This window comes from Psychrobacter sp. ANT_WB68 (assembly GCF_008369115.1).
In the GTDB taxonomy this organism is placed as follows: domain Bacteria; phylum Pseudomonadota; class Gammaproteobacteria; order Pseudomonadales; family Moraxellaceae; genus Psychrobacter.
This window is the reverse complement of the sequence record NZ_VOAZ01000003.1, coordinates 86,633-105,977: the sequence shown is the minus strand read 5'-3', so window position 1 is coordinate 105,977 and position 19,345 is coordinate 86,633. Positions and strand designations below refer to the sequence as shown.

16 protein-coding genes are annotated in these 19,345 nt (G+C 44.9%); 13 read left to right on the top strand and 3 right to left on the bottom strand.

Features of this window, described 5'->3' with window-relative positions; genetic code table 11:
- Window positions 1–245: 245 nt before the first annotated feature.
- The gene (locus FQ084_RS08930; RefSeq protein WP_262880716.1) at window positions 246–1,850 is read left to right on the top strand and encodes an MATE family efflux transporter; all 1,605 of its coding nucleotides are present in this window, start codon (window positions 246–248) and stop codon (window positions 1,848–1,850) included.
- Window positions 1,851–1,899: 49 nt separating this feature from the next.
- On the opposite strand, the gene FQ084_RS08925 is transcribed toward FQ084_RS08930, so the two are convergent.
- Window positions 1,900–2,607 (bottom strand): aspartate/glutamate racemase family protein, encoded by a 708-nt coding sequence (locus tag FQ084_RS08925; protein WP_149490299.1) that lies wholly within the window; start codon window positions 2,605–2,607, stop codon window positions 1,900–1,902.
- 279 nt (window positions 2,608–2,886) lie between these two features.
- Between FQ084_RS08925 and FQ084_RS08920 the strand changes: the two genes are divergently transcribed.
- The 8 genes from FQ084_RS08920 to FQ084_RS08885 all read left to right on the top strand — a co-directional run bounded on the left by FQ084_RS08920 (window position 2,887) and on the right by FQ084_RS08885 (window position 10,626).
- Window positions 2,887–3,141 (top strand): DUF2798 domain-containing protein, encoded by a 255-nt coding sequence (locus tag FQ084_RS08920; protein ID WP_149490298.1) that lies wholly within the window; start codon window positions 2,887–2,889, stop codon window positions 3,139–3,141.
- A gap of 81 nt (window positions 3,142–3,222) precedes the next feature.
- Window positions 3,223–4,350, top strand: coding sequence for a DUF2157 domain-containing protein (locus tag FQ084_RS08915; protein ID WP_149490297.1), 1,128 nt, complete (start codon window positions 3,223–3,225; stop codon window positions 4,348–4,350).
- The gene (locus FQ084_RS08910) at window positions 4,343–5,545 is read left to right on the top strand and encodes a DUF4401 domain-containing protein (RefSeq protein WP_188032940.1); all 1,203 of its coding nucleotides are present in this window, start codon (window positions 4,343–4,345) and stop codon (window positions 5,543–5,545) included. The genes FQ084_RS08915 and FQ084_RS08910 overlap by 8 nt, the downstream gene beginning before the upstream one ends.
- Window positions 5,542–6,153 (top strand): GDYXXLXY domain-containing protein, encoded by a 612-nt coding sequence (locus tag FQ084_RS08905; protein WP_149490295.1) that lies wholly within the window; start codon window positions 5,542–5,544, stop codon window positions 6,151–6,153. The genes FQ084_RS08910 and FQ084_RS08905 overlap by 4 nt, the downstream gene beginning before the upstream one ends.
- 134 nt (window positions 6,154–6,287) lie before the next feature.
- The gene (locus tag FQ084_RS08900) at window positions 6,288–7,265 is read left to right on the top strand and encodes a zinc-binding dehydrogenase (protein ID WP_149490294.1); all 978 of its coding nucleotides are present in this window, start codon (window positions 6,288–6,290) and stop codon (window positions 7,263–7,265) included.
- A 257-nt stretch (window positions 7,266–7,522) separates the two neighbouring features.
- The gene (locus tag FQ084_RS08895; protein ID WP_149490293.1) at window positions 7,523–8,503 is read left to right on the top strand and encodes a zinc-binding dehydrogenase; all 981 of its coding nucleotides are present in this window, start codon (window positions 7,523–7,525) and stop codon (window positions 8,501–8,503) included.
- Between the two features lie 87 nt (window positions 8,504–8,590).
- Entirely contained in the window at window positions 8,591–9,595 is a 1,005-nt protein-coding gene (locus FQ084_RS08890) for a YhdH/YhfP family quinone oxidoreductase (protein WP_149490292.1), read from the top strand.
- Window positions 9,596–9,759: 164 nt separating this feature from the next.
- Window positions 9,760–10,626: an HNH endonuclease signature motif containing protein gene (locus FQ084_RS08885; protein WP_262880715.1), complete on the top strand. Its 867-nt coding sequence runs from the start codon at window positions 9,760–9,762 to the stop codon at window positions 10,624–10,626.
- 140 nt (window positions 10,627–10,766) lie between these two features.
- Here the strand turns inward: FQ084_RS08885 and FQ084_RS08880 are convergent, their stop codons facing one another.
- Together FQ084_RS08880 and guaA are read right to left on the bottom strand one after the other, a co-directional pair.
- Complete coding sequence (locus tag FQ084_RS08880) at window positions 10,767–11,141, bottom strand: hypothetical protein (RefSeq protein ID WP_149490291.1); 375 nt, start codon at window positions 11,139–11,141, stop codon at window positions 10,767–10,769.
- A gap of 169 nt (window positions 11,142–11,310) precedes the next feature.
- A complete protein-coding gene (guaA, locus tag FQ084_RS08875; protein WP_262880742.1) occupies window positions 11,311–12,888 on the bottom strand; it encodes a glutamine-hydrolyzing GMP synthase in 1,578 nt (525 codons plus the stop codon).
- A gap of 670 nt (window positions 12,889–13,558) precedes the next feature.
- Between guaA and FQ084_RS08870 the strand changes: the two genes are divergently transcribed.
- The 4 genes from FQ084_RS08870 to FQ084_RS08855 all read left to right on the top strand — a co-directional run bounded on the left by FQ084_RS08870 (window position 13,559) and on the right by FQ084_RS08855 (window position 19,343).
- The gene (locus FQ084_RS08870) at window positions 13,559–15,307 is read left to right on the top strand and encodes an FAD-binding oxidoreductase (protein WP_149490289.1); all 1,749 of its coding nucleotides are present in this window, start codon (window positions 13,559–13,561) and stop codon (window positions 15,305–15,307) included.
- Window positions 15,308–15,396: 89 nt separating this feature from the next.
- Window positions 15,397–17,043 carry a glycerol-3-phosphate dehydrogenase/oxidase gene (locus tag FQ084_RS08865; protein ID WP_149490288.1) on the top strand — a complete coding sequence of 549 codons (1,647 nt, stop codon included), beginning with the start codon at window positions 15,397–15,399 and terminating at the stop codon, window positions 17,041–17,043.
- Between the two features lie 163 nt (window positions 17,044–17,206).
- Entirely contained in the window at window positions 17,207–18,775 is a 1,569-nt protein-coding gene (locus FQ084_RS08860) for an FGGY-family carbohydrate kinase (RefSeq protein ID WP_149490287.1), read from the top strand.
- A 67-nt stretch (window positions 18,776–18,842) separates the two neighbouring features.
- Entirely contained in the window at window positions 18,843–19,343 is a 501-nt protein-coding gene (locus FQ084_RS08855; protein WP_149490286.1) for a cupin domain-containing protein, read from the top strand.
- Window positions 19,344–19,345: the final 2 nt, after the last annotated feature.

Sequence of the window (19,345 nt, the reverse complement as noted above, 5' to 3'; positions counted from 1 at the left end):
TGCTAAAGATGGTCAAGTAGAACATCTGTCACTATGGAAGGGAGAAGGCGTTGCAGGTGATGAGGCTAAATGACTAAGAATTGCGAACGGTTCGTTACCGCTGAGCTGATTACTGTTCTAATAAAGATGGTACGAGCATTCTCATTTATAATAAGTACCTTTCTTTAATCAATTATTGAATCAATCCTAAGTTAACTATCTGGCACCTTTCGTAGGACGCTTTTTTACAATCAACCAAAGCCAACTTGAATGATGCAAAAGGAAAGACATTGAGCGAGACAAGTATTCCCACTGATAAACGGCGTGACCTCACCGAAGGATCGATTGCCAAAACCATGCTGCTTTTTGCCTTACCGACCCTTGGCTCATCGGCCCTGCAGTCGTTGAACGGCTCGATTAATGCCGTCTGGGTAGGCCGATTTTTAGGCGAAGAGGCACTAGCAGCAACGGCAAACGGCAACATCTTGATGTTTATCCTGATCTCATTCGTTTTCGGTTTCGGTATGGCTTCTACTATTTTGATTGGTCAGGCAATGGGCCGCCGTAACGACACCATGGTTAAGAAAACCATGGGAACGGCGCTGGGCAGTATTATTCCAATCAGTATATTGGTATCGGCAATAGGGTGGCTATTTGCCCCACTGCTCCTTGAGCTACTCGGTACACCACCAAGTGCGGTAGATCTTGCCCTGACCTATCTGCGGATGATTTTCATTGCGATGCCCGTCACCTTAACGTTTACGCTAATCATGATGGCACTGCGCGGAACGGGCGATTCTACGACGCCGCTTTGGTTTATCATTGTATCAGTCGTGATTGACCTGACTTTGACACCGACGCTCATTTTGGGTCTAGGACCCTTTCCCGAATGGGGTATATTTGGCGCGGCCTTCGCAACCGCTGTCGCAAACGCGCTAGCGCTTATTGGTATGGTGATCACCATGTACATGCGTGACTCGGTGCTGACACTTAGGTTGCCAGAGCTTCGTTTTCTACGCGCAGACCGAGAAATCCTGAAGTCGATGTTCTCAAAAGGTTTGCCGATGGGCCTGCAGATGATCGTCATCTCTTCGGCGGCGTTGACGATGCTGTCGCTGATTAACCGCGAGGGCGTACAGACGACAGCCGCTTACAGCGCGACCCAGCAGCTCTGGACATACGTGCAGATGCCTGCGATGGCGCTAAGTGCTGCGGCCAGTGCAATGGTTGCACAGAACATCGGTGCCAATCAATGGAGCAGGGTTGCAGGAATCACACGCTGGGGGCTTATTTTTAACCTGATATTGACAGGCGCAATTATCGGGGTATTAACTATGTTCGATGAAACTATTTTGGGCTTTTTTCTTGGCAGTGACAGCGAAGCGGTGCCGATTGGGCGGCATATTCAGTTAATGGCGACATGGGGCTTTGTCTTTTTTGGGATAGCGCAAGTGCTGTTCGGCACGATGCGTGCGAACGGTTATGTGGTTTGGCCGCTGATTGTCATGGTAATTTCGATGTACCCAGTTCGTCTAGGATTTGCTTTCGGGCTTTATCCCCTACTTGGAACCGATGCGCTTTGGTTGTCGTTTCCAGCAGGCATGGTAGCAACCGCTCTGATGGGGGCTGGACTATATCTGTACAGCGGATGGCGCAAGGGTAAAAACTTGGTCGCAGAGGAAGCCGCGCAAGGAACTGAAGGGTATCGCGTGCAGGTAGGTACCTCTGCGTCGTGTCGTGATATTGCACCGACGACTGTGTGGAAACTGTCACCTTTACGCCGTATCACAAGGTTGCACCGCCGACTGCAAAGTCGACTGCAGAAACACCGTATGATAAGAAAGCATAAACGCTCATCGCGTGGTTTATAGTGGTTTATAGATAGTAAGTCCAATTGGTTTAAGCTCAACTGTTTTAAAATTAATGACTTAATAAAAAATCCACCGCTGCGGCTGCATGAATAGCGGTGGTATCAAATACAGGAATTGGGCTGTCTGCTTGCTGAATAAGCAGTCCAATTTCGGTACAGCCTAAGATGACGCCCTCTGCACCTTTATTTGCTAAATCTTGAATCACCTGCTGATAATATTGGCGTGAGCTGTCAAGTAGCTGACCTTGACATAGCTCCTCATAAATAATGCGATGCACCTCTGCCCGCCCGTCATTTTCTGGTATCAACACTTGCAAACCCGCATCAATCAAACGCTGCTTATAAAAGTCCTGCGTCATGGTGAACTGAGTTCCAAGTAGAGCAACCTTAGTGAAATCTTGCTGCTTAATCGCAGCAGCCGTGACATCAGCAATATGAATAATAGGTAAGCCAGTCGCAGCTTGCATCTCATCCACGACTTTATGCATGGTGTTAGTAGCGATTAATAAACCTTGCGCGCCAGCCGCCTGCAAGCGCTTACCGCTACTCGCCATTATCACGCCCATCTCATTCCATGCGCCTTGCGCTTGCAACTTATTGATTGGCGCAAAATCCACACTATGAATCAGCAAATCTGCTGAGTGTAGCCCGCCAAGTTTGGCTTTGACACCCTCATTAATCAGTCGATAATAGCTTTCGGTACTTTCCCAACTCATACCACCAATGATACCCAAGGTTCGTTGCTTTGTAGCTGCCATTCCCTTCTGCCCTGTATTTTTAACCTTATTTATCGTAGCAAAATGGATGAGCTTTAGTTTGTTAAAAGCTGGATATTGTTATTTTTATAGGTAAGAAAGTCGCCCTTAAAATATAACGAATCTTATTATTAATAATAACTATTTTACCTCGCCAGCATCACGCGTTATCATAGTCGCCGCTAAGCATGAGCAATGCTTTATATCATCCTCTTTCATCGCAAAATCACGTTTATAACACCCCTTAAACGTGGCTCTCATCAAGCAGGACAACATAACGTTATGGCAAAATTCCCGACCGTCAGAATACGCACTCGGCGCAAATACTATCGGCTGATTTTCACCTTTTTGATGGCGCTGATGATGTCTACGATTATTTCGACAGCGTTGCTGCTGATTAATGTAGGATTTGTCGAAGGCTTCTTTACCACCCTGTTTCATTCATGGAAGTATGCCTTTATGGTTGCTTGGCCGAGCGCTTATATTTGTGCCTATTTAATCCAAGAGCACCTGCTGAGCCGCATCGAGTTTTATTAGATCCTTTATAAGCTTTAGTACACTATGCTTGTATAAAAACAGCTAAGATAAGCGACAAACTGTTTTTATTCAGAGGCGACTATGAGCCAAGCACGGCGTACTATCGAGCAATTACTGCAGCAAGGTATTCTGCCTCTCAAAAATGCCGAGGCGGCAGCAACGCACCTAGAAGTCTATCCAAGCAAACGCACTTGGCTGAATTTTTTTGACAAGACACTACTGATTGTCGGAGCCGTAGCGCTGGTATTGTCTCTGGTGTTCTTTATCGCCTATAACTGGCAAAACATGGGCAAGATAGGTAAGTTTGCGTTGGTTGAAGGCGCGCTGGTTATTAGCATTGCGCTTTATGTGACCCTGTCTTTTAGGCGACGGTTTCAGCTAATTCGGCAGGTATTATTGCTTATCGCTAGTATCATTACCGGTAGCTTGTTGGCGCTATTTGGGCAGGTCTATCAAACGGGCGCTGATACGTGGCAACTGTTTTTTGGTTGGGCAATACTGATTACGCCGTGGGTCATGATTGGCCGTTTCCCTGCGCTGTGGCTGCTGTGGTTAGGGCTGCTGAATGCATGTTTGATATTATATTTGGATGTCGCAAATCTACAGTTTATCGCCTATCACTTACAAAGCATCTCTCAGGTGGCAATCCTAGCGCTATTTAATTTCGTTGCTTTTTACTTTTGGCTTATGAGCTTCGATAATAAAAACCCTTCCTCTGCTAGTAAGTCCTTTAATCGTATTAACGTTAAAAAACTCATGTCCGATACACCGGCTAGTAACGTTACTCGTAATCTAAGCAATCCTCAAACCCAATCCAACTTGCACTGGAGTACTTATGTTGTCGGTTTATCAAGTACGTTCTTTATGACGTATTTGGCTATTGTTACTGTTTTCGAGAATGGCAATATCTGGGCAACGCTTATCTCTGTCATAGTGTGGTTAGGTTGGTGCGGCTTTATTTTTTGGCAGTTTCGTCAGCGCCGTACTGACTTGCTGATGCTTACTTATCTGTCATTTTCTCTCATTATCGTGGTGATGTTTTGGGTCGGTAGATGGCTGTTAGATGACTTTAATGCGGCTGGATTTTTGCTATTAGCGCTGTTGCTTATTGGTATGAGCTCTACAGCTGTCATGTGGCTGCGCAAAGTATCGCGCCTAGAGAATGACCATCAAACCCATACGATTGAGAGAGACGCTAACGATGAATGATGATAAACAAGCGCTACTTCAGCTAAAAAACCTTGGCTTGCTTGATACTGAGTCAGTTCATACCAGCTCAGTTGACAGCAGTTCGGTTGATGAGAATTTAACCAATGCCAGACCTGCCAGCGCAGATATTGATAGCCATCAACCAGACCAAGACAATCCTTGGTTTTTACAGCTGCTTTTTGGGCTAAGTGGTATGTTAGCCAGCCTATTTTTTATTGGGTTTTTGACGTTACTATTAGACAGTACCGGTGCGCTTGATAGCGCAATAGCGTTATTCATTATTGGCTTATTATTAAGTGCTAGCGGTTTTGTCTTATTTAAAAGTAAGCGTGCCAGCCATAATATATTTTTAAACAGCTTAGCTTTGACGATTAGCATCGCTGGTCAAAGCTATGTGATGTATGCCTTGATGAATGATGATATTGAACATCCCTTTGGTATATGGTTGTTTTTATTCTTGCAAAGTGCCATGACTTTTATCGTACCAAATTTTATTTATCGTTTACTCAGTAGCTTAGCTGCTTTGGGCTGCATGGTATTTTTACTGAATTACTATCATCTGCATGAGGTAAGTTTGGGGTTATTGGCGCTGATTGCTATCGTTAGTCATTTACAGCATTATCAATTATTGCAGCGTGCTCCCGTTAAATGGCGCGCTGGCAGCTCTGATATTATCAAGGCGCTTGGCTATGCCAGCACGCTCATGCTACTTTGTATTTCCGTCTACTTTATCGCTGCTGAATATAACAATAGCTTTGCTACTTATGATGGCGACACTTTTAGTTATAACTACTACTTAGCACAGGGGCTCTTAACACTCGCCAGCCTTTATGCCGCTTATTTGATTCTTAAGCGCTATCACGTCAAATTACTATCAGCAGCAGGACTGCTCATTAGCGGCGTGATTGTGTTGCTTGGGATAATATCAATTTATGTCTCAGGCTTATTAGCCACCAGCTTGATTATCATTATCGCAACTGCCAATAGCCAACGCGTACTCTTAGAACTAGGCATTATCGCCTTAGTTGGTTATGTCTTTTGGTATTACTATCAGCTCGACACCTCGCTATTGGTCAAATCCGCCTCCATGCTTGTCATCGGTATCTCGCTATTACTGCTGCGCTGGATGCTTATCAGAGGCCATCTTGCGAATATAAAACCGAGCGCTAACGACAATCAGGAGCGTCCGTCATGAACAATAAAATTTTGACCAAGCACCTGATTAAGGATACATCGAGTGCGCATTGGCTACGAAAACCGGCCGTCACGATTGTTATTGCCCTCCTTGGATTGGCGCTGGTATTGGTCGTGATGACGATGAATATCATCAAATACGAAGCCCATCTTACGACTGGTGATACCGTCTTATTAGCGCTTGCCCCTGTTGATCCGCGCGGCTTTATGCAAGGCGACTATATGACGCTAAGCTATGCGCTAGAGCGTGACGTATTTGACACCTTAAACAAGGGCCCCGGTAGCTATCCTACTAATGAAGAAGGCTATGTCATTGTCGCTTTAGACAACCATAACGTCGGACAGTTTGTGCGCTTAGCTGCTGATAATCAGCCGGATAATCTGGCTACTGATGAGATGGCCATTCATTACCGTATCCGTAATGGCACAATGCAGCTTGCGACCAATGCCTTTTTCTTCCAAGAAGGTCATGGCGAAGCATTTGAAGCAGCACAATATGGATTATTTCGGGTGAATGATAAGGGCGAGCCGTTATTAACCGAGATGGTAGATAGTAATTTCCAGTTTATTAAAGGTAAGGCTGAGTCAGCTGCTGACTCCTCTCCTTAAATAATAAAAGACGGCTAGGTAATGACTTTTATTAACCAAACTGATATTGCGATAAGTAGGCACGACTTGTTACTGTTGATGGCTGTAAATTATCAACTCATTAGAAAAAACTTAAAACTAAAAAAGGAATTATTATGCGTAGTGCAACTTATAACGAATTTGGCAAACCAACTGAAGTATTGACCCTCGGCGACCGCCCTATCCCAGAGCCTAAGGCTAATGAAGTCCGCGTCAAAACCATCTTAGCCTCTATCCATAATCATGACTTGCTTACCATTCGTGGTCAGTACGGATTTAAACCTGAATTGCCAGCTATCGGTGGTAGTGAAGCGCTGGGTATTATCGACGCCGTTGGCAGTGAGGTTACAGACTTAAAAGTCGGCCAGCGCGTGGCAGCAGCCAGTGTGCAAGCAACGTGGGCGGAGTATTTTGTCGCATCAGCCGATATGGTCTTTGCCGTCCCTGATAGCCTAAAAGATGAAATGGCGGCACAATTAATTGCCATGCCGCTAAGTGCTCTAATGCTGCTGGAGTTCTTAGACGTAGAAAGCGGTCAATGGATTATCCATAATGCCGCCAATGGCGCCGTCGGTAAGTCGCTCGCCATGCTGGCAGCGGCGCGTGGCGTTAATACCATCAACGTCGTACGCAGTGCAGATGCGATAAAAGAATTAGCCGCTCTCGGTATTAAAAATAATATCAACAGCTCAGATAAAGACTGGAAAGAGCAAGTCCGTCAAATCATCGGTGATGATAGCATCAGCGCGGCAGTCGATTCTGTCGGTGGTGAAGCTAGCGGCGACTTATTATCCTTGCTAGGTCATGGCGGCACTTTGGCGTCTTTTGGTATCATGTCAGGCAAGCCAATGATCCTTAATCCGACACATTTGATCTTTAAACAAGCGGTAGTGAAAGGTTTTTGGGGCAGTAAAATCAGCCAAGAAATGAGTGTTGAAAACAAACAGCGCCTGATAGATGAGCTTATCGAACGAGCCACCAGTGATAAATTACATCTACCCGTTGAAGCGATTTTTGATTTGGCTGATATTACCAAAGCGGTCGATGGCAAACTGCAATCAGGCAAACAAGGTAAGGTATTACTAAAACCATAAACGATTATTTAGTGAGTTTAAGTATTATTGAAAATGGCAGCATTCTTTATAGTAAGAACGCTGCCATTTTTTATGGCTTATTTTATGGTTATAACATTTGATGGTCACAAACAGCTGGCAACGTTAATTAACCAAAGTCAGGTTGCGGGTATTAAGGCCAGCTTGTTAAGGTTGATGAGCAATTAATCACTGTCATCGTTTAAAAATAAACCACATCGATTAACGACATATACCTAACAATAAAAAAGGACCTTACCATGCGTAGCGTAACCTATCATAAATTTGGCAAACCATCTGACGTACTGAATATTACCGACCACCCTACCCCAGAGCCACATGCCAACGAAGTGCGTATCAAAACCATTTTATCCTCTATCCATAATCACGACCTCATCACTATCCAAGGTCAATATGGCACCAAACCAAAACTGCCTGCAGCTGCGGGTAGCGAAGCCGTGGGTACTATTGATGCTATCGGCGAAGGTGTCGATGGTATAGAAATGGGTCAGCGTGTGGTGGTAACAGGTGTCGAGGGCACGTGGGCAGAGTACTTCACCGCCCCTGCCAGCAGTATTATTCCTATACCTGAACAAATCGATGATGAAATGGCCGCGCAGCTTATCGCCATGCCGATGAGTGCCTTGATGCTTATTGAGTTTTTAGAACTAGAAAAAGGTCAATGGGTCATTCAAAATGCTGCAAATGGCGCCGTTGGCGAATCGCTTGCGATGTTAGCCGCCGAGCGCGGTATCCACACCATCAACGTCGTCCGTAGTAAAGAATCGGCAACCGAGCTGACGGAGATTGGTATCACCGAAAATAACGTCGTGAGCGCTGATGACGACTGGAAGGATCAAGTCCGCCAAATCGTTGGCGATGCCAAAATAAGCGGCGCAGTCGACTCTGTTGGCGGTCAATCTGGCGGTGATTTACTAAGCTTGCTCGGTCATGGCGGCATGATGGCAGCGGTGGGCGCGATGTCTGGGCAGCCGCTAGCGCTCAACCCGACTCACCTCATCTTTAAGCAAGCCACAATCAAAGGGTTTTGGGGCGGCGCCTTGATGCAAAAGCTGGATGCGGATAATAAAAACCGCTTGATAAAAGAGCTCATCGAGCGTGCTGCCAGTGGTAAATTAAAGCTACCGACAGGTGGCATTTATACGCTAGATAATATTAAGGAAGCGGTATCAGGTAAGGTGCAATCTGGCAAAAAAGGCAAAATACTGCTAAAGCCATAAGGTTTTTTTATACCAATAACTGCCCGCACCTAATGTGACCAATTTACATGGCGCGCAGGCAAAGCTACTCTAATCAGGAACACTCTTATGTCTAATAATAAAACATTTAAAGCCTTGGTCGTTGAAGAAACCAGCGACGGTGAATTTAAAAAAAGCATTCAGCAGCGCAACGTTAGCGATTTACCTGAAAATGATTTATTGATCGAAGTCCATTACTCATCGTTAAATTTCAAAGATGCGATGTCGGCATCAGGCAATAAAAGAATCACCAAGCAGTATCCACACACGCCCGGTATCGATGCTGCAGGCGTCGTGGTCAGCGACAAATCTGGCACGTTTACAGCAGGACAAGAAGTCGTGGTCTTTGGCTATGACTTGGGCATGGATACCGATGGCGGCTTAAGTCAGATGATATCTATCCCAGCCGATTGGGCGGTCGAATGTCCACCTTCTCTAACACTAAAAGAAGCGATGATTTATGGTACTGGCGGCTTAACAGCAGCCTTAAGCATTCAAAAGTTAGAAAAAATGGGTGCAAAACCAAGTGACGGACCAGTCGCGGTCACTGGCGCAACGGGCGGCGTTGGCAGTATCAGTATTGCGATTTTGAGTCAGCTCGGCTATGACGTTATTGCTTTCTCTGGTAAGCCTGAGCAAAGCGATTATCTAAAGGAGTTAGGTGCAAGTGAAGTCCGTCATCGCGATACCATCAATGAAATTGGCAATAAACCTGTCGGTCGTGAGCTATGGGCAAACGCCATTGACACCATCGGCGGCGATTATTTAGCAAACTTGCTGAAACAGACCAAAGCAGGCGGCGCGGTCACCTCTTGCGGCTTGGCTGGTGGAGCTGAATTTTCGATGACGGTCATGCCATTTATCACCAGAGCAGTTTCTTTATTGGGTATCGATTCGGTCTATATTCCACTGGCGGATAAAAAGGCTATCTGGGAGCGTGTCGCTACCGATATGAAACTGCCTAATCTAGAGAGCTATGGCGAAGAGATTACGCTTGAGCAAACGCCGGAATACTTAGATCGTTTTATGGCGAGTCAGACGGTTGGACGTTATGTGGTGAATGTGCGGGGTTAAGTTTTGGTTTAAGATCGAATTTTATAAATAGTAGCGGTGCTCTTTATCTAAAAGAGCACCGTTTTTTTGTATAGAAACAATGAATAATTTATTCACATTGAAGCTTAAGATAAAAAATAATTAAGTATAGTAAACTTAAGTACATTTTATTGGAATCATAAAATATGAATAGTAAAAAAGCTGAGTTGTTTAAGGTAGGTGAAGTTTATAATCGAATGTCTGACATACATAACAAATATGACGGGCAGCAACAAGGAGGTATTTCTACACCTGCTGAATTTCCTTATATATTTATCTTTACGGGTACTACTGGTGGAGATTATGGGTATAGAGATGGATATGATAATGAAGGTGTCTTTAACTATACGGGTGAAGGGCAAATAGGTGATATGAAGATGACTAAAGGAAATTTAGCTATTCGTGATCATCAAAAAAATAGGAAGGAAATATATCTTTTTGAAAAATTCCTATCAGGCTATCGCTTCGTAGGTCTTTGTAATTACATAGATAATCGCATAGAAAAACTAAAAGATAGAAATGGTGAGTTACGTGATGCTATCGTTTTTCGTTTAGATATTGTTAATGCTCAAAATATTGATACCGCTCAAAATTTGCATGCAAATATAGTTGAAGCACCTAAATCTACGTACTGTACTAAACCTAGCAAAGCTAGGTCATTACAGCAATTACGAGAGATTGCCTTAAGTTCAACACCAACCCAAGCAAGTACTCAAGAAAAAATTCAGTCTATTCAAAACCGTAGTACAGCAATTAAACTTTATGCCAAGAAAAGAGCTAACGGTATATGCGAAGGATGTAATGAGACAGCTCCATTTGAAACCAAATCTGGACCTTATCTGGAAGTTCACCACCTAACGAGGCTAGCAGATGGTGGTGCGGACTTGCCTCAAAACGTCATCGCTCTGTGCCCTATCTGTCATCGAAAAGCTCACTACTCTTTAGACCATTTAGAATTTAATAATCAGTTAATAAATAAAGTTGCTTCTATCGAAGCAGACCTTAATGAGTGAAACACTTAACTTTAAACTAAAAAAACACCCAACCAAGTTGAGTGCTTTTTTGTTCTATTCTCGGATATCAAACATTCTTACGCATGCTTATTAATAATTATTTTAAATAACGATTAAGGAAAATGAACTTGTTCGTATACTTAGTGCTTCTCTAATAAATCAATTATGCGACTCAATCCTCTTTTTTTAAGTTCTTTTAAAAGTATATCTAGTGGAGGCCAATTACTCACGTAAGGATTAGAATCTGGTCCAGTATAAAGCCCGCCACCTGGTCCAGTATAAAGCCCGCCACCCGGTTCAGTGTAAAGCCCGCCGCCCGGTCCAGTGTAAAGCCCGCCGCCCGGTCCAGTGTAAAGCCCGCCGCCTTGCCCGGTATAAGCGCCACCGCCTGGCCCGGTATAAGCACCACCGCCTGGTCCAGTATAAGCACCACCGCCTGGCCCGGTATAAGCACCACCGCCTGGCCCGGTATAAGCACCACCGCCTGGTCCAGTATATTTATTTCTTACCCACATAAACAATCCTCATTTAATTGATAGTTTTGATTTATTAACATATTATATCTTTTTTAATTTAAAGCCAAATAATGTTCATTTTTATTTTATAAGTTAAATTTACCACAACAAAAAAAACACCCAGCTAAGTTGAGTGTTTTTTTGTTTCATCTAAGGTCTAACTAGGATTTTATTCCCACTCAATCGTCGCTGGTGGCTTGCTTGATACATCATAAGTCACGCGTGAGACTTCAGCGATTTCATTCATAATGCGATTCGATACCGTCTCAATCAAATCATACGGCAGATGTGCAAAGCGTGCAGTCATAAAATCTACCGTTTCAACGGCACGTAGCGCAATCACCCACGCATAGCGGCGACCATCACCGACCACGCCGACCGATTTAATCGGTTGGAATACCGCAAATGCTTGCGCGGTCTTCTCATACCAGCCTGAACGCTCAAGCTCTTCCATAAAGATAGCATCAGCAGCACGCAGGATATCAGCAAATTCTTTGGTGACTTCGCCTAAGATACGCACGCCCAAACCTGGTCCTGGGAACGGATGACGGTTAATCATTTTAGCAGGCAGACCAAGGGTGATCCCTAGTTTACGCACTTCATCTTTAAACAAATCACGTAACGGCTCAACCAATTCAAACGCCAAATCATCTGGTAAACCACCAACATTATGATGGCTCTTAATAACATGCGCTTTACCTTGATGCGACTTGGCTGATTCAATCACGTCTGGATAAATAGTGCCTTGCGCCAAGAATTCGATGACTTTACCATCGCTTTGCTCACTGACTTCACGGGCACTATTAGCGAATACATCGATAAAGGTTTTACCGATGATTTTGCGCTTGGCTTCAGGATCAGACTCGCCAGCCAATGCGGTTAAGAATAACTCTTCGGCATCGACACGGATGACTTTTACACCCATGTTTTCTGCGAAAACTTGCATCACTTGGTCGCCTTCATGTAGACGCAAGAGACCGGTATCAACAAACACACAGGTTAGTTGATCGCCAATGGCTTTATGCAACAATGCCGCGACGACTGAGCTGTCAACACCGCCTGATAAACCAAGTAATACTTGCTTGTCACCGATTTGCTTTTTCAGCTGTTCGATACGCATATCGATGATGTTATCAGGCGTCCAGCTACCAGCACAGCCACAGATATCATGGACAAAACGACCAAGCAACGCAGAACCTTGCGCGGTATGCGTGACTTCAGGATGGAACTGTAGACCATAATAGTGGCGCGAATCGTCTGCCATAATCGCAATCGGACAGCTTGGCGTGCTAGCGATGATATCGAAGCCTTTTGGTGCATCAATGACTTTATCACCATGACTCATCCAAACATTTAGCTTACCGGCAGCGTCTTCGATGCCATCGGTCAATGTCGATTTACCATCAATATTAATAGTTGCAGCGCCAAATTCATGGATATCACTGGCGTGAACTTTACCACCGAAACGCTCTGCCATCGCTTGCATACCGTAGCAAATGCCTAACACGGGTATGCCTAAGTCAAAAACAGCATCGTTGATACGTGGGCTATTTTCCGCATGAACGCTTTCAGGACCACCAGATAAGATAATGCCTTTGGCACCAAAATCGGTGATACGCTGAGTATCGATGTCAAACGGGAACATCTCACAGAATACGCCTGAATCACGTACACGGCGGGCGATAAGCTGGCTGTATTGTGAGCCAAAATCAAGGATTAATATACGGTCTGCTTTTATTATAGGCATAGTAGGTATTGCAGGAGTGGCAGCGGCAGTGGTCATAAATCGATGTCCATCAAGAAAAAATTAGTGACCTATTTTAACAAGTTTGCGCGCATTAATGGCTATTAGATGGTCAATTATCCATGATTTTTGCGAGTTATTACTATTTATGGCTGATTGTTGATAGTTATTAGCGGATATTCAGGATTATTTGAATATTAGGAAGGTAAGCGTCTAACTTAAGCCGCAAGCTCAACAATACATTCAGCAGCTTCATAAGACTTTTTTTAACGCATGACTATAAAGTGATAAGAATAGTATTCCTGAAAAAGCATTGATAATTAGCGACCAAACAAAAAGTCATGAATTTTTATTATACAAATGACGAGTCTGTATGAAATTTTTGTTTATATTGTGCTATGCTCAGATTATCAGCACTTGGCTTTAACGCTGTAGAGTGTGCATGGTTTACCCAAGCTAACGATCAGCGGTTAAGCAGTGGTTAATTAAATTAATTCCAATTATCTAAACCACACCTAAATCCAAACTTAAATAACACTGATAGTCGGTTCAAGATAATTTGGACACATGGAAGACGAGTAATATTACTACAGGATAGTAGACTGCGCGCGCCTGAACCTGTGTCCGATTTATATAGAGTTTGACTATATAAAAAATTGACAGGTATGTCCCTATGAGCAACATCAAATCTCTTTTTCGTAAAACAGCTACCCCTAATAATACTGATAACACCTCTTTAGATACGGCTTCAAAAGATAACGAACCCACCAATACGCCTGCTAATACCTCCGCCAACACTCCTATTGAGCAGACGCGCTGGAATGGTTGGGGTAATATTAATATCAATAAAAAAGTTTCGCCACATGGCGCAAAACTGATTAAATCACATATCGGTAAAACAAAAAAACTAAACTCTGTCAGTTTGGCGCAGGTACTCAAAACCGTACCAAAATCGCGCTTGCCTGCTGCCCTGACTAAGCTGGATACGGTATCTGTCGATAACGAGGTCAGACTCAGACATGCCCGCGGCCAAAGCTTTCCAGACTGGATAGCCATGCATGGTGGCGACTTTGAAGTCTTTCCTGATGGCGTCGCTTTTCCTGAATCGACCGCTGATGTCGAAACCTTATTAAAGCTAGCGAGCGAGCACGACCTTATCGTCATTCCTTTTGGCGGCGGCACTTCAGTAGCTGGTCATATCAATCCACAAAAAGGTTCACGCCCCGTATTAACCATTGCCATGAGCAAGATGGATCAGCTCATTGATTTAGATATCGAGAGCCAAATTGCTACCTTTGGCGCAGGCACGCAAGGGCCAGCGGTCGAGGAGCAATTAGACGCACACGGCTATCGTTTAGGACATTATCCACAGTCTTGGGAGCTATCGACCCTTGGCGGCTGGATTGCAGCGCGCTCTAGTGGTCAGCAGTCTTTAGGCTATGGACGTATCGAGCAGATGTTTGCCGGTGGTACGTTGGTGACGCCACAAGGAGTGCTTAATATTGCGGATATTCCAGCGTCAGCAGCAGGGCCTGATCTGCGTGAAATGATGATGGGCACAGAAGGTCGCGCCGGTATTTTTACCGAAGTCAAAATGCGGGTGCAGTCGCAACCAGAAGAAGAGCTGTTTAAAGTCGCCTTTTTACCCAACTGGGAAGCGGGTAAAGAAGTGATTAGACAAGCCGTACAAAAAAATATTCGCCTATCTATGCTGCGTCTGAGTAATGCAGTCGAGACTGACGCGCATCTACATTTGGGCACGACGCCCAGCCAATTTATGGCCATCAGCACTTATCTAAAAGCGCGCGGACTCAGCTCAGAAAAAGTCATGCTCACTTATGGGGTATCAGGGGATAAAGCGCAGAATAAACTGGCGCTGACGCAGTTTAATAAGCTATTAAAGCAGCAGAATAGTGTCACTGGTAAAATAACCGATATCATGGGTAGTGTGTGGGCACATGGACGCTTTAAATTCCCTTATTTGCGCGGCACTTTGTGGGAAAAAGGCATCATGGTCGATACCTTTGAGACCGCAACCAACTGGAATCATATCGACGAGCAGATGCAGCAGATGCAAGAAGCCGTTCGGACTTCCTTGGCAGATGAAGGCGAAGAAGTAATGGCCTTTACTCATATCTCACACGTCTATAAACAGGGTGCCAGTCTTTATACCACCTACTTCTTCAGAGCGGCTAAAGATCATGCCACGACCTTAAGCCGCTGGCAGAAAATCAAACATGCGGCCAGTTTAAGTTTGGCCAATGGCACAGCGACGATATCGCATCAGCATGGTGTTGGTCGCGATCATGCCCCGTACCTTGCTGCCGAAAAAGGTAAGCTCGGTATTCAAGTAACCCATGATATGCTGAAAAGCTTGGACCCTGAGCAGCGCATGAATCCGGGTGTTTTAATCGAAGATTAAAAGGTAGCCTTAGCACCATTAAGTGGCTTAAGTATATTCAAGCATATTAAGTTACTGATTAATTTAAGTTAATGTGAGATAAATCGTTTATGAATCAAAGCAAGCAACGCCAGCAAGCACTAGCGCCTTTAACACGCTCAGAACCGTGGGATATGCTCATCATCGGTGGCGGGATTACTGGCGCTGGTATTGCTCGTGAAGCAGCAAGGCGCGGCTTAGCAGTTTTATTAATTGAGCAAAAAGACTTTGCTTGGGGCACCTCAAGCCGCTCAAGTAAAATGGTACATGGCGGGCTGCGCTACATTGCCTCAGGTGACTATAAAACCACTTTGCTGAGCGTCCGTGAGCGCGAGCGGATGCTTAGCGAAGCAAGTGGTCTCGTCAACGAGATGCATTACGTCATGCCGCATTATAAAGGCAAGTTTCCACCGCCATGGATTTTCAATACCTTGCTACGTGTCTACGATGGTTTAGCGGGTAAGCGCTACTCTAAATACTTTAAAAAAGATGCTTTTTTACAGCTTAATCCGCACATCAAGCAAGACAAATTTTTGGGTGCCAGTCAATTTAGTGACGCGGTGACCGATGACTCACGTCTAGTGATGCGCGTGCTGGACGAAGCGACTCATGATGGTGCGCATGCGATTAATTACCTTAAAGCTGAGTCATTAATTACCAATGAGCAAGGCTTGGTAGTTGGCGCTACTCTATTAGATACTTCTGCTGAAGATAGCAATCATACTTACGATGTCCATGCCAAAGTGGTGGTTAGTGCTACGGGTGCTTGGGCAGACACCTTACGGATGCAAGCAAGCAAACAAACAGAACAGAGCTTTCATAAGCAAATTCGTCCGTCGCGCGGCAGTCATTTGGTAGTCAGTCAAGAGCGCCTACCAATCAAGCAAGCCTATACCTTTTTGCATCCTGTCGATAAAAGAGCCGTCTTTGTCTTTCCGTGGGAAAACCGTACCGTCCTTGGAACAACCGATTTGGATCATCCGCCATTAGACGATAACGAAGTCGGTATCACTAATGAAGAGGTGGATTACCTATTGGCGGCGACCAATAATCTCTTTGATAATGTAGACATTAGCCGCAAGGATGTCATCAGCTCATGGGCAGGCGTACGTCCACTGATTTCTGATGGCGGTGACGGTAAGCGCGTCAGCCCGAGTAAAGAAAAACGCGACCATAGCGTCTGGTTGGATAACAACCTAGTTACCGTCAGCGGTGGCAAGTTAACCACCTTTCGCCTAATCGCCCTTGATGTATTAAAGGTTTGTCAAAAGGTGCTCGAACTTGATGAGTCGGCTACTCAAAATAATGTCTCATATAGCAGCCAAGTCTTTAGTAATCAACCGCCAACCAATCCCAAGTTTTCAACCCTAACACCACTATTGCAACAACGCTTGCTAGGGTTTTACGGTCTACAGCTTGATGCCTTATTAGAGTTAGCACATGATAATGACTTGGCTTATGTGACCGATAGCAATACTATCTGGGCGGAGATTCGCTTTGCGGCGCATTATGAGCAGGTCATGCATTTAGATGATTTATTATTACGCCGTACGCGCTTGGGCTTGATACTGCCGCATGGCGCGATGACCCCGCTGATTAGTGTAAGACTGAAGCAAATCTGTCGGCAGGAGCTTGGCTGGGATGAGCAAAAATGGCAGCAAGAAGTTGAACGTTATCAAGCCTTATGGCAACGCTACTATCATCTGCCTGCGGCTTAGGGTTTTTTTATATTATATTAATAGCAAATGCTACTGGTATAAGTTTTCCTTGCTTGCTGTGCCTACGCAGACAGAGGCTGCGGAAAACTTACCCCAGTAGCACACTATAATCATCGTATTTTTATTGAGCTATATATCTATTTCTACATAGTAAAGGACTACTATGACCCATAACCTTGATGCCCCTATTTATTTCTTAGCTATCGACAATGGCACCCAAAGCGTCAGAGCGCTTATCTTCGATCAATTCGGTAGCGAGATTGCCAAAGCCCGCGTCATTATCGAGCCGTATTTTTCAACGCAGCCAAATTTTGCAGAGCAACATGCCGATTATTATTGGCAAAAATTAAGCGAAGCCTGTCAGCAATTGTGGCAAAACTGCGATATTACGCCCGAGCAAATCGCCGGCGTCAGCCTCGCCACCCAGCGCTATACAATGATATGTTTGGACAAGGATAAACAACCGTTACGCCCAGCTATCGTCTGGATGGATTTGCGTCGCGGCGAAACCAATGACATAGGCTTCTTAAATCCGCTAACCAAAATCATCGGCATGGGTGAGTTAGTGAATGAGGCGCAGCAAAAAGCCCGCTGCAACTGGCTTGCACAAAATGAGCCTGAGATTTGGAAAAAGACTGCACACTATGTCAACCTCTCCGCATACCTCACCTATCAGCTCACCGGCGAACTCGCCGATTCGACAGGCCATTCGGTTGGATATTTGCCTTATGACTTCAAGGCGCAAGCGTGGCTAAAACCTAAAGATTTAAAATGGCGCTTATTTAGTTGTACACCAGAGCAAATGCCCAAAATCGTCCCTCCTGGTCAATCGCTAGGTCACATCAGCGCCAAAGCTGCCAAAGCCACAGGTATCTTACAAGACACCCCAATGATTGCCGCTGCTAGTGACAAAGCTTGCGAAGCACTAGGCGCAGCGGGTCTCGCAGCAGATACCGCCTGCTTAAGTTTTGGTACTACTGCGACGATTAATACCACTTCGAGCAATTATGTCGAGATCCTCAAGCACATGCCCGCCTACACCGCTGCTACGCCGAATTACTATAATCACGAGTATATGATTTATCGCGGCTTTTGGATGGTCAGCTGGTTTAAGGAGCAATTTGCTCACTATGAAGAGCAGCTGGCAAAGACGCAAGGCATCGATACCGAAAAACTCCTCGATCAAGCGGTAAAAGACATTCCAGCGGGCTGTATGGGATTAATGATGCAACCGTATTGGTCACCCGGTGTTCGTCATCCGGGGCTTGAAGGCAAAGGCGCACTCATTGGTTTTGGCGATGTGCATACGCGAGCGCATGTTTACCGCGCTATTCTAGAAGGGCTGGCTTATGAGCTAAAGCTTGGCTTTGATACCATTGAGAAGCGTACAGGCAAACCCATTAAACACCTGCGTGTGTCTGGTGGTGGCTCCCAAAGCGACTCAGCGATGCAGCTCACCGCCGATATCTTCGGTATGCCCGCTTATCGACCGCATACTTATGAAGCCTCGGGACTAGGCGCTGCCATTAACTGTGCGGTGGGACTTGGCGTTTATCCTGATCACGCGACTGCAAGCGAGGCGATGACCCATTTGGGCGATGAATTCTTGCCTATTGACGCCAATGTCCAGCTCTACAAACGCCTTTATAATGAGGTTTATCTCAAAATGTATGAGCGCTTAAAACCTTTATATCAAAGCATTCAGGATATTACTGGTTATCCGGCTAAGTAACGCGAACCTTGCACTCTACTCATTACGACTGTTATGAAATTAAAATAATAACAATGGGGATTACTTAATGACCATGACATCGAAGCCTGAGCTTAAAAACACCCAAGATTATGTCCTAATCAAGTCTGATATTGACAGCATTCCTGAAACCAGACACGTGCACCAATTTAACGAACAAGCTATTCGCCATGCGGTCTCATTGAGCGACATCGTTGGTTTAACCAAATTTGGTTTGCATCTCGTACGCGTTGAATCAGGTGATGAAACGACTCAGCATCACTATCATGAAGAATCAGACGAGTTCATTTATGTGCTATCTGGTAAGCTTACGCTACGTTATGGCGATGACACTTATTTATTAAATACTGGTGATTTCGTCGGCTTCCCAGCACATGGAGCGGCGCATTCTATGCGTAACGACAGCGATAGCGATGCCGTCTATCTTATGGGTGGTAGCAGACCACCCATTGATATCACCAACTATCCAGACATTGAGCGCAAAATGTACAAGATCCATGGCAAAAAGGAATTTGTAGATTTAGAAAATTTGGGTCAAGTAAACCCTTAAAA